This is a genomic window from Paenarthrobacter sp. UW852 (assembly GCF_024608385.1).
GTDB lineage: Bacteria > Actinomycetota > Actinomycetes > Actinomycetales > Micrococcaceae > Arthrobacter.
Genome location: NZ_JAMSGY010000004.1, coordinates 267,850 through 281,204 on the forward strand (window position 1 = coordinate 267,850; position 13,355 = coordinate 281,204).

General features: G+C 60.9%; 15 protein-coding genes. 13 read left to right on the forward strand and 2 right to left on the reverse strand.

Annotated elements, in window-relative coordinates; genetic code table 11:
* Positions 1 to 54: 54 nt before the first annotated feature.
* The 9 genes from NEK97_RS09455 to NEK97_RS09495 all read left to right on the forward strand — a co-directional run bounded on the left by NEK97_RS09455 (position 55) and on the right by NEK97_RS09495 (position 6,463).
* The gene (locus tag NEK97_RS09455) at positions 55 to 180 is read left to right on the forward strand and encodes a daptide-type RiPP (protein ID WP_255773712.1); all 126 of its coding nucleotides are present in this window, start codon (positions 55 to 57) and stop codon (positions 178 to 180) included.
* A 49-nt stretch (positions 181 to 229) separates the two neighbouring features.
* On the forward strand, positions 230 to 367 hold the full coding sequence (locus NEK97_RS09460; protein WP_211713282.1) for a daptide-type RiPP: 138 nt from the start codon (positions 230 to 232) through the stop codon (positions 365 to 367).
* Positions 368 to 449: 82 nt separating this feature from the next.
* Positions 450 to 1,265 carry a daptide-type RiPP biosynthesis methyltransferase gene (mpaM, locus tag NEK97_RS09465; protein ID WP_257369593.1) on the forward strand — a complete coding sequence of 272 codons (816 nt, stop codon included), beginning with the start codon at positions 450 to 452 and terminating at the stop codon, positions 1,263 to 1,265.
* Complete coding sequence (locus NEK97_RS09470) at positions 1,262 to 2,446, forward strand: YcaO-like family protein (RefSeq protein ID WP_257369594.1); 1,185 nt, start codon at positions 1,262 to 1,264, stop codon at positions 2,444 to 2,446. Before mpaM ends, NEK97_RS09470 begins: the two co-directional genes overlap by 4 nt.
* Entirely contained in the window at positions 2,443 to 4,104 is a 1,662-nt protein-coding gene (gene mpaP / locus NEK97_RS09475) for a daptide biosynthesis intramembrane metalloprotease (protein WP_257369595.1), read from the forward strand. Before NEK97_RS09470 ends, mpaP begins: the two co-directional genes overlap by 4 nt.
* Positions 4,101 to 4,814: an ABC transporter ATP-binding protein gene (locus tag NEK97_RS09480; protein WP_257369596.1), complete on the forward strand. Its 714-nt coding sequence runs from the start codon at positions 4,101 to 4,103 to the stop codon at positions 4,812 to 4,814. Before mpaP ends, NEK97_RS09480 begins: the two co-directional genes overlap by 4 nt.
* Positions 4,811 to 5,545: a hypothetical protein gene (locus tag NEK97_RS09485; RefSeq protein WP_257369597.1), complete on the forward strand. Its 735-nt coding sequence runs from the start codon at positions 4,811 to 4,813 to the stop codon at positions 5,543 to 5,545. The genes NEK97_RS09480 and NEK97_RS09485 overlap by 4 nt, the downstream gene beginning before the upstream one ends.
* Positions 5,545 to 6,249 carry a hypothetical protein gene (locus NEK97_RS09490; protein WP_257369599.1) on the forward strand — a complete coding sequence of 235 codons (705 nt, stop codon included), beginning with the start codon at positions 5,545 to 5,547 and terminating at the stop codon, positions 6,247 to 6,249. Before NEK97_RS09485 ends, NEK97_RS09490 begins: the two co-directional genes overlap by 1 nt.
* Before the next feature lie 28 nt (positions 6,250 to 6,277).
* Positions 6,278 to 6,463 carry a hypothetical protein gene (locus NEK97_RS09495; RefSeq protein WP_257369601.1) on the forward strand — a complete coding sequence of 62 codons (186 nt, stop codon included), beginning with the start codon at positions 6,278 to 6,280 and terminating at the stop codon, positions 6,461 to 6,463.
* A 14-nt stretch (positions 6,464 to 6,477) separates the two neighbouring features.
* On the opposite strand, the gene ggt is transcribed toward NEK97_RS09495, so the two are convergent.
* Entirely contained in the window at positions 6,478 to 8,307 is a 1,830-nt protein-coding gene (gene ggt / locus NEK97_RS09500; protein WP_257369602.1) for a gamma-glutamyltransferase, read from the reverse strand.
* A 179-nt stretch (positions 8,308 to 8,486) separates the two neighbouring features.
* Between ggt and NEK97_RS09505 the strand changes: the two genes are divergently transcribed.
* From NEK97_RS09505 to NEK97_RS09515, 3 genes are all read left to right on the forward strand, one after another.
* Positions 8,487 to 8,867: an RNA polymerase sigma factor gene (locus NEK97_RS09505; RefSeq protein ID WP_257369603.1), complete on the forward strand. Its 381-nt coding sequence runs from the start codon at positions 8,487 to 8,489 to the stop codon at positions 8,865 to 8,867.
* A gap of 188 nt (positions 8,868 to 9,055) precedes the next feature.
* Positions 9,056 to 9,853 carry a hypothetical protein gene (locus NEK97_RS09510; protein WP_257369605.1) on the forward strand — a complete coding sequence of 266 codons (798 nt, stop codon included), beginning with the start codon at positions 9,056 to 9,058 and terminating at the stop codon, positions 9,851 to 9,853.
* A 39-nt stretch (positions 9,854 to 9,892) separates the two neighbouring features.
* Positions 9,893 to 10,189 (forward strand): DUF4190 domain-containing protein, encoded by a 297-nt coding sequence (locus NEK97_RS09515; RefSeq protein WP_257369606.1) that lies wholly within the window; start codon positions 9,893 to 9,895, stop codon positions 10,187 to 10,189.
* Positions 10,190 to 10,274: 85 nt separating this feature from the next.
* Here NEK97_RS09515 and NEK97_RS09520 read toward each other — a convergent pair whose 3' ends face one another.
* Positions 10,275 to 11,378: a type I restriction endonuclease gene (locus tag NEK97_RS09520; protein WP_257369607.1), complete on the reverse strand. Its 1,104-nt coding sequence runs from the start codon at positions 11,376 to 11,378 to the stop codon at positions 10,275 to 10,277.
* A gap of 645 nt (positions 11,379 to 12,023) precedes the next feature.
* Between NEK97_RS09520 and NEK97_RS09525 the strand changes: the two genes are divergently transcribed.
* Positions 12,024 to 13,253 carry a hypothetical protein gene (locus tag NEK97_RS09525; RefSeq protein ID WP_257369608.1) on the forward strand — a complete coding sequence of 410 codons (1,230 nt, stop codon included), beginning with the start codon at positions 12,024 to 12,026 and terminating at the stop codon, positions 13,251 to 13,253.
* Positions 13,254 to 13,355 lie beyond the last annotated feature (102 nt).

Here is a 13,355-nt window from a genome sequence, read left to right on the forward strand (position 1 = left end):
GATCCACAGGCTGAAACGCAAAGCCGCAGTACACCCGAAAGGAGGTGAACACACATGCAGGATCAGCTCAACATCTCCATCCAGGAGATCGAGTCGATGGATACCCCGGACTTTAACAACTGGTTCATCGGAGTCACCCAGGGCGTCGCCATCGGCATCATCGCCGTCAGCATCACCTAATCAGGCACCGGTCCACAACCGGCAAGCGCCAGAAAGAAAGGAGGAGCTAATGATCGCAACCTCGAACCTCCAGCTGTCCATCGAAGAGCTCGAGAACCTCGACACCCCGGACGATACACCGTGGTACATCCGGGTCGGTGACGTCATCATCATCGCCGGCATCGTCGTCGGCATCGCCGCCACCTAGCCAGTGCACGCGGGTGGTGTTTCTGTTCCGTCGCCACCCGCGTGCGCTCCCGGCCCAACCAACTTCCGGAGGACACCAGTTGATGAAAACCGCTCCCGACAAGACTGCCGACGCCATCCTGCGCGTGCTCGGCCACCTCGATCCGCCCGAGGATTTGTACAGCGCCTCAGGGTCCCGCCTCTACGATCGGATCACCGCAAACGACCTCACCGAACTTCCCGAGATCCTGGCCGCGGCACGCAAAACGTCCGGTCCCATCCTCGAATTGGCTTCAGGTTCGGGGCGAATCACACGGCCCCTCCTCACGCTGGGACGTCCGCTGACCGCCGTCGACTCTTCATCGGAAATGCTCGCACTGCTTCAGGCGAGGGTAGCGAGCCGGGCCTTCAATCCGCGGCAGGTCCACGTGGAGTTGGTGGAGGCGGACATGTCCCGCTTTGAGCTCGACGGCGGGTACGGTTGCGTGGTTCTCGGCGCCAGTTCCATCACCCTCCTGGATGGGTCCACCCGGCGTGAGCTCTTCCGCAGGGTCCGCGACTCCTTGACGCCGGGCGGCGTCTTCCTGCTGACAGTCCTGAACGCTGACAGCCACCAAGCGTCAGACGACGACGGCGACACTACCATCTCTGCGTTCGGGGAGGACTCATTCCTGATCACCGCCGAAAGCCGTGATCCTGTTAATGGGGCACGGCATGTGACCATGATCCACGTCAGCTTCAATGAGGGCGGCACCTACCGGTCCTCCGCCTACACCAGCGAGGTTGCCTTCGTCAGCAACGACCTCATCGCGGAGGAAATCGTGGGCCAGGGGCTCACCATCCGGGAACGCCGTCCGGTTCGGATCGCGTCCCGCGGTTCCCGCCTGAACGACATTGAGCTGTGGGTGTGCGCAGCATGAGCCTCGATCCCGTCCGCACGCTGGACCCATCCTCAGGGTTGGTGTCCGAAGCTTCCGTGTATGTGCCGAACGACGTCGGCTTGTGGCGAACCGTGGGGGTGCTCGCACAAGCGCGAGGTTCGCGACCGGGGTTCGCATCCGCCGTCGGCGCTTTCGATGTCAACAAACGCGCCTCCGTAACCCGGGGCGCCGGCGAGGCTGTGGAGCGATTCGCCCTAATACCCGCGCCCACCGATGATCAGACCCTTGCTGGCCGGCCGGGCGGCGACGAGCAGCGCCTCGATTTCGTCACGGCCGGGCTGGGCCGAGCATCGGCCTTGGCCTTCGACTTTCCTTGGTACAGGGCCACTGACCTCCTCACGCAGAAGACGACGTACGTTCCCGCTCCGCTGGTGGATTACGGTCCCGGCCTCGCGGAGCCAAATCCGTGGGACGCGTTCTTTGATCCTTCACCGAATGGTGCTGCTTCCGGGCCGTCCGAGGGTTTCGCCCAGGCTGCAGGGATTGCTGAAGTTCTGGAGCGGGATGCGTTCCTTTCTGGCTGGCACACCAAGACGCCGCTGCACCTGTTCGACGTCGCAGATCTGAAGGACGCGCCAGAAAATCGGAGCCTCCTGGAGCTTCTCGCCATGAGCCGGGCGGCGGGGATCGAGCCCACTCTCGCGTTCGTTCCGCACCTTGGCAGCCCCTTGGAGACAGCGGTTTGTATCATTACCAACCCCTCCGGACCCAAGCCATTCAGTGCCGTCGGTTTGAAAGCTTCGCCGGACCCGGTAGCAGCGCTGCGGGGAGCGCTTCAGGAAGGCCTGCAGATACGGGAGCTCTTCCTTGCCCGCACCCAGGCTGCTGTTCCCGTGCTGGCAGTCACCGACGATGAATCACGCGCTGAGTTCTGGACCACCGATCCCGCCATCTACGAGTTACTTCAGTGGGTCAGCACATTCACGCCGTCTCCGCTGCCTGCCTGTCAGCCGGCAGCCAGCGTCGACGCCCTGGTAAATCACTTGGAGGGGAGGGACATCCCGACCTTGTGGGTCAGCCTCACCCACCGGCTCCCGCAAGCCATCCGGGACATGGGCTGGGTAGCTGGCAAGGTCATCTGCCCCGGTACGGTCCCCTTGTCGATGGACGAAACCAAAGGTCTGTCCGGTACGGCCTCTACCCCGCATCCCTTGATATGAACCGCGCAGCAAAAGCCGGAACCACTGTGGAATGGCCGGTCCAACTCGCCCCCACGGCCTCCATCGACGAACCGCTCCAGGAGGGCGGCCCGTGGATTGTGGCCGTGAACGGTGTGCCGAAAGCGAGGGTCTCTGCCGACGTCGCCCATGTCCTTAAAGTGGTGGACGGCCAGAAGGATCCGGCGCAGGTGGCCGTCCGCCTGGGATCGCCGTGGACATCCGCGGATGTCATGGGAATTGTGCGTCAGCTCGCTCCCACCGGAATGTTCGACGGCGGTGCGGGGCCCGCTGAGACGCGACGAGTCCAGTTCCGGGCGCCGCTGACATTGCAGTTCACGTTGTTCAACCCGGCCCCTTTGCTGTTGGCACTTCGACCGGTGGTCGCCGCGATGATGCGGCCTGGTGCGGCCATCGTTGCTTTGTTGTTGCTGCTCGGGGGCTTGGTTGGCGCCGCGATGGCGGGGCCCCAATTGTGGCGTGTACTTGCCTCGCCGCTTCCCGTTGAGGCGTATTTGTACGTTGTTTGCGCGATGTTCGTATCCACGCTTTTGCATGAGCTGGGGCACGGGATGGCGCTCAGCTACTTTGGCGGAACACCGCGACGCATCGGGATCATGCTGTTTTACCTGTCGCCCGCGTTCTTCTGCGACGTTACGGACGGGTGGCGGCTGGGCTCACGGAAACAACGGGTACTCGTTGCCCTCGCCGGACCCTTGGTACACGTTGCCCTTGGCAGTATCGCTTTGACCTTCCAGACTTTTCTGCCGGAGTCGTCCGTCAAGGATGCGGCGGTCCTTTACGGCCTCATCTGTTACGCCGTGGCGGTCCTGAACCTTTTCCCGTTCATCAAACTCGATGGCTACGTCGCTTTGATGTCCGCCGTGGACGTCCCCCATCTCCGGAAGAAGTCGCTGAGCGCCCTTGGCGAGATTGTCAGTTCCCGCGTTCTCGGGTCGCGGAGGACCATCAAGAGCCACGTCCTTCTGCCGTGGTTCGGCCTCGCCTGCTTCATCTCCGGAATCGTCTTCATGCTGGTCGGGTTCCAACGCCTCATGCCGATCTTCCTGCAGCTCGGTTACCCGGGGCACGTGGTTGTTCTCCTGGTTCTATGCCTGCTGATGGGAATGGCTGCTAGGAGTGTCTACCGTTTTTTCAGCGCAGCGGCCAGGAACGGAAGCCCCCTCTGGCGGCGGACCCTCATGGCGCTGTTGGGGATCCTGGTGGCTTGTTTGCTCCTTGCCATCATTCCGGTGAGGCCCGTGACGGTAGCCGGGTACACGTATCACGATGGTGAATTGAACATCGTGGTCCCGCTCGAAGGCTCGGCTGATGCGCTTTCGGCCGGGGACAGCGTAACCCTGCAATCGCAGGGAATGATCATTCACGAGAACCTGGGCCGGGCCACCGTGGGAGACCAACCGCCGTCGAAATCCAAGGCACCGCTGTACACGCTGGTCCCGGTCGCCCTGGGCGGTGACTATCTGGCCGTCCTCGCTTTCCCAAGTCAGCTGGAATCAGGGACCAATCTCTCAACCTCAGGACGTGCTGAAATCACCAGCCAACAGCAATCAAGCCTGGGGGAGTGGCTGTGGGACTCAGTCACGGCATCGCCGTTGTGGCCTGTCCACTCCGTCGATGCGTTGAAAGGGCGATCATGACGATTCATGCCAGCTTTGATCATTTCAGTAAGAAACGAGGCGCGAGATTCGCCGTCGAAGACCTGACGTTCGACGTTCGGGCCGGCACTGTCGTGGGCCTGATCGGCCCCAACGGGGCGGGGAAAAGTACTGCGCTCGCTGGCCTGACCGGGCTCTTGGAACCGACCTCCGGCAGGGCGACGGTGTTCGGCTCCGACTACCGGACGCTGCGTCGTCCCGCCACGAAGGTGGGGGTGTACCTGGAGGGGATGGACGTGGAGCCCGGGCTCACCGGACGGCGCCACCTGCAGATCTGCCAACTCGCGGCAGGAGTTGACCGCGAAAGCGTGGACCGCGTCCTCGATCAGGTGGATCTTGTCGCCGACGCGGGCCGGAAGGTACGGGACTACTCGTTGGGCATGCGTCAGCGCCTTGGGATTGCTTCCGCCCTTGTTGGCAGCCCCGAGCTCCTTGTCCTCGACGAACCCGCCAACGGGCTGGACCCTGAGGGCATCCAGTGGCTCCGATGGTTCCTGCGCGATTTCGCTGCCGATGGAGGCAGCGCGCTCGTATCCAGCCACCAACTCATGGAACTGGAACAGGTGGCTGACGAGGTAGTCATTCTCAAGCAAAGAACGCTATTCCGCGGGTCCCTGGACGAAGCGAAGGCCATGGGCGGCGGCAGCTTGGAATCCGCGTACTTCACCATTCTCGGGTCGGCGGCCGAATGAACACTCTGGCCTGCGGCCTCCGTTCGGAACTCCTCCGGTACTTCAGCGGGTACTCAGTCCTGGGCATCCTGGCCTTCAGCGGCCTGGTGCCATGGTTCGTTGCCAACTTCCTCGGCTGGCCCCAAAACTCGGATCGGCTCCAGGCCGCGGACAACGTTGGGATCTTCTGGGCCGTCGCTGCCAGCATTGCCCCCGTGGCCACGTTTGCCGGGAGTTACTTGGTCACTCGGGAGTCGTACTACGGGACGATTCGACGCAGTGTGGTGACCTCTGGCGCGATGAGCGTGTTCAGGGCCAAATACGTTGCGGCGCTGGCTGTAGGAATTGGTACGGCGCTCGCAGGCATTGTGGTGTGGGGCGGGAGCGTGGTGTTCTCCCTGGCGCCGGTTACCCGTGAGCTGCTGCTGGCGCCCGAATCACTGGGCCCCTTAGGGGCCGTCGTCCTCGCGTCCAGCCTCGGTGCGCTTTGGGGATGCTCCCTCGGTTGGATCATCCAGCACTACTACGCGACGACGATTCTCACCTTGCTCATTCCACTCGCCATTGAGCTGCCCTTGATGGCCAATGCTCCCGAGGTTGCGCGCTGGCTTCCTTCCGGGGCTCTGGCGGGTGTGGTGTCGCTGCCGATGGAAGGTTTACTGGAGCCCGTAGCGGCCTTCCTTATGTCCGTTGCCTGGACGCTCATTGCTGGCGTAGGGGCGCTGTGGGTGGTTCGGAGGAGGGAACTGTAGTGGTCAATCTGGGACCCGCCCTTCTCTCGGACCTCCGGCGGCCATGGTTGTGGAAGGGATCGGCCATCAGCGCCGCGCTGGCTCTGGGACTCACCGGAATGCTGTTTGTGGCGGCCACCCATGACGCCGGGGCGGACACAACAGGGTTGCCTGCGCTCCTCCTGGACGCGGTGACCTCGTTGGTGCTGACCGTCTCCGCGGTGTTCGGGTCGTTCTCGTTCACCGCCGACTACCGGGCGGGCAGCCTTAACCGCAGGGTCTTACTGTTCCAGCGGAGGCCGGCGTTCCTTGGACGTGCGCTCTCGACGGCGGTGGCCGCCCTCCTTGCTGGGGCCGCTATTGGCTTGGCCTTCGGTTTCGCTTCGGCAGTTCTCAAGGTTGCCGGGACGCTCTCTCCGAGCCTGGTCCTGGCCTTTGCTGGGGCAGCCGCCATGGGCGCTCTCTGGGGCTTCGCCCTCGGTTCCCTCCTCCGCAACCACCTGGTCAGCCTTTTCGCGGTTCCCCTCAGCGTGGCCCTGCCCGGGCTGTTGCCCGACCTCTCACAACCAATGACGACGTTCTTCTTCCCCGTGCTGGCCGCCAACTGGGCTCAACAAGCGGCTGTCAACATACCGGCGTCGGGGGCTTTCTGCGGAGCCGCGGGCTGGCTTGTACTGGTGGCAGCGGCAGCATTCACGGTGTTCGTGAAGCGTGACCTGGCCTGAAAAATCACCACATATTAAGGAATGCATTGTGAATCGAAAACCCCTGGTCTGGCTGCTCCTGTCGTTGGTGCTGGCGGCCTACGCCGTCTCCATTTTCGTGTCCAACACCCAGCAGGCGTGGTGGTCCACGGTTTCCGGAGTCATCATCGCGGCCGCCTCGCTGGTGATGGCGTGGAGATTCAGCCGGGAGCTCAAGAACAACCGCCGTCCTTGAGCCACGGGCCAACCTCAAGACCCCTTCGCGGGTTTGACCACCATCGCTGAACCGCCGCCTCGACGAACCGGCTCGGCAGCAGCAGTTGTTGATCCATCCTTGTTGAACTCGATTGCTGTTGCGGCACCTATTTCCGGATCTGATGTGAGGCCGTCACCGGCAGGAACCAGTTGGTGGCCAAGGGACTTCAGCCCGTCGCCATACTTGGCGATGAAGGCTGGTTCGGAAGTCACCGTCGCGCCGTTCCTGGGCGCCGCGCGGGGAGCGGCAAGGGCTTCGGATACCGTCATTCCCAGATCCACCCGGTTCAGAATGGTTTGCAGGACCGTAGTGATGATGGTGGAACCGCCGGGGGAGCCGAGGGCCAGGAACGGATCGCCGTCCTTCAGGATGATGGTGGGCGACATCGACGACCTGGGACGCTTGCCCGCTTCGATTCGGTTCGGGTCAGTGGCTTTATATTCCGTGCTGAAATCGGTCAATTCGTTGTTCAGCAGGAAACCACGGCCGGGCACAACAATTCCGGAACCACCGGTCTGTTCGATCGTCAGCGTGTACTCCACCACGTTGCCCCACTTGTCGGCGACAGTCATGTTCGTCGTCGAAATGTTCTCTGTATCCGTCTCATCGGCGAGCGGCGCCGCAGAAGACGGGCACACGCCGTCGTACGCTTCTATGTTGCCTGGGGCCACTGGCTTCTTGGCCGCCGTCGGGCCGATTTCGCAGGCACGTTCTTTAGCGAACACGTCACTCAGCAGGGTCTGGGTGGGGACATTGACGAAGCGGGGATCGCCCACGTAGGCGCCACGATCAGCGAAAGCGAGGGAACTGGCCTCGATGTAGTGATGCAGAGCGTCCACTGGCTGCATGTCTTTGAGGTTGTAGTTCTCCAGGATGTTCAACGCTTCGCCCACCGTGGTGCCGCCGCTGCTGGAGGGGGCCATGCCGTAAACGTCGTATCCCCGGTACTGCACCTTGGTGGCGTTCTGGTTCACCACTTTGTAGTTCGCCAGGTCCTTGGCGGTCATTGAGCCGACCGGGACGGGAAGCGTGGTGTTCGTGGTCTTCGGGGGAGCCTGGACTGTTTTGGCGATTTCCTCGGCAAGAGCGCCGCGATAGAAGGCGTCAGCGCCCTCTTTGGCGAGCAGTTTGTACGTCGCCGCGAGATCGTGGTTCTGGAATACGCTTCCGACGGCGGGAGCGTCGCCACCGGGAAGGAACAGGTCCTGCGTGGAGGTGAAGGCATTGAAGCGGAGCTTGTTATCGAGTGTCTGCTTGCGGAAGGTGTTGTCCACCACGAAACCGCGGGTAGCTACCTTGATGGCCGGTTTCAGGGCATCGCCCAAATCCATGGTGCCCCAGCGCTTCAGCGCTTGCTCCCATGTTGCGGCAGTGCCGGGAACCCCGACTGAGACACCGCTGGTTACCAGTTCCGGGGTGAAGTTGTAGGGCTTCTTGGTGGCTGGGTCGATGAACGCATCGTTGGTGATGCCGGCCGGGGCAGTTTCACGGCCGTCAATGGTGCCCACCTGCTTGGTCTTGGCGTCGTAGTAGACAAAGTAGCCGCCGCCGCCGATCCCTGCGCTGTAGGGTTCGGTGACGCCGAGGGTGGCCGCTGCGGCTACGGCTGCGTCGGCCGCGTTGCCACCCTTGCGCAGCACTTCGATGGCCGCCGCCGAGGCTTCAGGATCCACGGTGCTGACAGCCCCGCCGTAGCCCGTGACCGTAGGGTTTTTGTCGGTTTGGCGGGGATCGGCGAAGGCTGGACTGGCCATCGCTCCGCTGGTCACGGTCAGTGCCAAGGCTGCCGTGACAGCAGCCAACTGACGTCTCACATGTGTCATGGTGTCTCCCAGAATTTCCCAGACGATGATGTGGTTGGACGGTCCGGTCACCCTACCCCGGGGTTTTGCGGGGGACAACGGTTGCCTTGGCGCGGCGTTGGGAGTATGCGGGCGCGTGCGAATCGAGAATTCCACCATGGTTGCGACACACTTGGGGGTGTGGCGGACAGGTACAGGGTATGAGCTACCCATCGAGAGCCGCTGACAGCCAACGGGCCTTTCGGTTTCTATATGAGTCCGCATACGCCGACCTCCTGAAATTCGTTCAACGCCGAACAGATCCGGCGAATGCCGAGGATGTAGTGGCTGAGGCATTTCTGATCGTTTGCCGGCGGTTCCAGGAAGTACCGGGGAACCAGGATGACGCCCGGGCATGGATCTTTGGAATCGCACGCAATCTGTTGCTGAATGCCCGTCGCAGTGAACAGCGTCAGCAGGCCCTCGGGGTCCGTCTGGCTGAAGCGTCGATGGAATCGCAATCGGATTCCCACGCTGACCTCGTCAGCAGCCGGGTTGATCTAAGCAGGGCTTGGGCGCTCCTTTCAGAGGTCCATCAGTAAACACTCGGCCTTTCTGTATTTGAAAACCTGGCCGCGCCCCAAGCAGCTCTTGTCGTCGGAATCTCCCCGGTGGCTTTCCGATTGCGCCTCACCCGAGCCCGACGAGCTTTGCGGCTCCTGCTGGAACATTCCCCGCGCAACGCTTATGCCACGCCTACCACGACGCTTTCAGAAAAGGCATCGACACCATGAAAAACAACCAGCACATTGCAGAGCTCCTCTTGTCCATGGATGCAGCTGAGCAGAGCCCGGCTCCGGATCCGGATCGACGCGAGAAAGACCTTCGTCAAATTCTTGAAACGAACCCCAGCGTTTCTGCTTTGCCGGCGGTCCTACGTTTCGGCCGTCGTTGGAAAACCCTGGCGCTGGCTGGCTCTACGGTCGCAGCAACCGCTGCCCTCATCTTTGTTCCGGCACTTTCCGGGGGAGACCCCGCCTTTGCAACGTGGACTGCCGCGCCTGGTCAGCTCATTGGCACCGAGCGGGATAACGCTGTTTCCGACTGCCTCCGATCACGCGAAAGCGTCGGCGGTGGTATGTACGCGGACGATTTGGCCGCGGCCGACGTCGCGATCGCCGAGCGACGAGGTGCCTGGACAACAGTGGTCCTCACAGGAGCCGACGGTTTTGAAGCAACCTGCACCACAGATGCCTCGGCTCCATGGTTCAACAAGGGATCATTCGGATCCATAGGAAAACCATTCCCTGGAGAATCCCTATCGGCCCGTGGTGTCAGGGCCACAGAACTGGGGACAGGTGTCATCTCCGACAAGCCCCTGTCCATGGCCGCTGGTCGAGTGGGCGCAGATGTCACAGCGATCGTTTACACCAGCGCAGCGGGAAAACGGATCGAAGCAACGGTTTCCAAAGGTCAGTTCGCATTTTGGCTGCCCGGTGCCGAAATAACAAACTCTTCCGATCAAAGGGTCCCTATCGAGGTGACTTTCGTCGATAACTCGAAGGAAACCCTCTATCTCAGCCTCTGACTGGCTACACTCGGTTGACACTTACGAAACGGGGGAATTGTGAGTTCATCAACAACGCAAGTACCGCTTTCCAGCCAAACAGTAAACAAACTGGCGATCGTAGCCCTGGCTCTTGGCGGCCTGGCTTTTGTTGGTATTTGGGTGTTCGGCCTCGGTGTCCTGGCCACTTTCGCTGTGGGCGCCGGGCACGTTTCACTGAACCAGATCAAACTGAAGCACCAGAAGGGGCGGGCTTTAGCCCTGGCCGGGTTGGCAATGGGCTACGGAATCGCGACGTGGGCCCTTCTCAGCGTTCTCAGGTACATACCGACTTCCGTACAGCAGTGGATCAACTGACTGTGCTGTGAGTGTCGATCCCAGATGCTCAGCGCCGGTGGGCGACTCGTCGGCGGATTTCCAGACCGACGCTGAGCGGCCAGGTTTAGGATGCGGAGTTTGAGAGGTAGCTCTTCACGCTGGCACGCAGGGCTTCCGTGTGCTCGTAAATCTCTTCCAATGAACTGATCGGAACCCGTGTCTCTTCTTTATTCTCATCAAAGAGGCCTATGTACTTCTGAGAACGGTTGAAATGAAGTCGGGCTATGGGCTTGCGGTTGTTGTCATCCAGAAGGACTGCGAAGTACGACTTGGCGTCGCGCTGTGCCACTCGGCTCGGCTTCACTTCGCTGCAAACAATGGCACGGACAATTTGGTAGCCTTCGATCTCTTCAAGTGTCGTTTCGATGGCGTCTGCTTCAGCTAGGTCGGCCTCGGCCACGGGCTGACTAGCGACTGCTGCAGTAGCAACGTCGTCACTGGTCGTGTATGCCTGAGCGCCCAGAGCTTTCTTGAGCCGCTCGTTGACTTGGTCATTGAGGAATTGTTTGGTGGCCTTACCTACAAGCGCGGTGAACTGCTCCCGCACGCGCTGCGTGTAGGGTCCGGGGTAGACGCGGGCGGTGAGGAACTTTACCCATTCGTCTTCGGGTTCCCGAAACTGTGCGGCGAGCGTCCGCTTGAGCTCGCCGATGTACTTCAGTTCGCCAGCAGCGTTAATGATGGAGTCGAGATCGAAGACATCTTTGGAGAGTTTTTGCAGTTCCGGCAGCAAGGACTCATCAATGTCGTTCAGGTCCAGGACGAGGAACGGTTTTGCATCCATCCGGTTTGGAGCATCGAGGTCAGTGAAGAACTGATACGTTTCTCCGTTGGTGAGAATCGCTATCCTGGCGTTAGTTACAGCAAAATACCGGAACAGCTGAGACGCATGTTCGATCTTGACGGGCTCTATCGACTTCTTGCATTCGATCAGAATCTGGATCTCGCCGTCTTTCACGATGGCATAGTCAACCTTCTCACCCTTCTTGACGCCGACGTCCGCGGTGAATTCCGGGACGACTTCGAGAGGATTGAACACGTCGTAGCCAAGGATGGACGAGATGAACGGCATCACGAATGCGTTCTTCGTAGCCTCTTCAGTTTCGATGACCCCACGCTGCTGACGTACTTTAGCCGCCAGCGCAGACAGGCGTTCTGCAAATTCCATGTGACCCCCATTGGTCTCAATTTGGACAGGTGTGCCTACCATAGCCGACCTTTGTGCCCGGCGGTTTCTAACCGACGTTGCAACACCTACTGACTGAGGTGTCGCTTACGTGCTTAGTTCGACGCGCCGTAAGCGGAAGATCGGCCCGAACGGCTAGGTCGAGAAGAGGCGCGCTGGCCGCTTGGACGCGGCGAGGTTCAAGGTTTGATAGAGCAGTGGTTGGATCCGCGACCCAGTATGTCTGTACCGGCGGCCGTATCCGGCCGCCATCTGCCCGAAGATGAACGCATCTTCATCGTGGACCGGCTGCTGGTTTGGGCGTGTATTCGCTCCATCGCCCACGAATTTGGGCGCTCCTCTTCGACGATGTGCTTTTCGCCGCTGAGGAGAATAGCAGCGGTCCTCGGGCCCTCCTGAAATGGTCCAACGCATCTGAGAAGTTCGCGCTGTATTGCGCCCCTGCTGCCGGATCGGACCACGTTCCACGAGCGCAAAACGTAGCGGAGCCAGCATGAGTATCGCGGTAGGGCCCTTTTAGCTGTCCCGTATAGGGATCCCTTACCGGACGCGCTTCAGGAAAACAGTTGTCCCGGAAACTTGCTGGTCAGGTTTTGATGGAGAAACAAACACATTTAGCCTGTGCTCATGTCTTATGACCTCAACGTGTATGTGCCAGCAGCCCTTGACCTAGAAGCCGTAAGCCGGCTCGTGTCCGCATCACCGGGACTGCAGTTGGAGGAAAGTGCCGGCGGTAGCACTGATGAGCCTCGAAACTGGCACATACTCCGCGGCAAGAAAGCCGCGTACTGCTTTACGCTTGAAGGACCCTCCCTCGTGGAGCCGGAGGATATTCCTCAGGAAGTGACAGCAGCCGTCCTGGGTGCAGCTGTCATGTACAGCATCATGGTTGAAGGCACCGACCCGATATCCATCCCACATGCGGTCAGGTTCAGCAAGCGCATGGCAAAGGAAGGCAACGGGGCGGCGCAGGACCTCCAGGCCGAAGAAGTCTGGCCCAAGACCAGCACCCGCGGGGCGGCCAAACCCGAACCTAGAACCACCATCGACATGGTTGAAGTCCGCTGGTACCACCTCATAAATGAAGTCCGGGATGACTTCCCCCAGCGCTACCTCGATCTCGCGAGGCAGTACTTGCCTGAGGCAGTACCCAAGCGCTTCGGCAGCTATGAGCCCCTTCAGGGCAACCTAGCTCGGGACGGCGACCAGGCGTTCACACAGTTCTTTGCTGAGGATAACCACGTCTCGACTGTCGGGACCTTCCCAGTCACGAGCACAAGCTTTAGTGGCGTGTTCGGCGGCAATTGGAATCAGGACCGCCCTGTCCGTCAGGGCGACATACAGTCCGTATCACTCATGATTCACCGTGACGTTCTCGAGGATCCGCAGTGGCAGTCCACATTCAAACGGTTCTTTGTTGCTGTCGCCCTCGAGCTTCGCAGCTTTTATGCAACAGCCGAGGTCGACCCAGGACGATGGGAATGGACAGGGCGCACTCTGTGGTCGCTTCCGTCACCGATTCACAACTACTATCAAAAGACGGCATGGGGCCGCTGGCAGGGCCTCACCGCCCATCCGACATGGATGGTCTGGTTCTCCCCGATCTACACCAGCCTCGTCCGCCCCCACCTGCGCGGCACAATTGAGGATCATCCAGAAGGTTTGCTGCACCGATTCGGAGACGAACCGTTGGACCGCGATCAAATCATCGAACGTTGGCCCGAAGCCGCCCAATGGGTCCCCGCCGAACTCATGGCGGTGCCGAACCCCCACGAAGAAGATCAATTCGCCGAGATCATGCCCGAACGGCTCACCCAGATGCTCGTGCCAGTGCCCCCACAGCCAGACTGGGCGTAAAGATCGACACCGGCAAGGGCCGACGTAAAGGCGTTGCGCCAATATGAGAAAAAAGCGCCACCAATAGGGATTTTATGAGCCCACTCTGGTTCACTCAGCCTC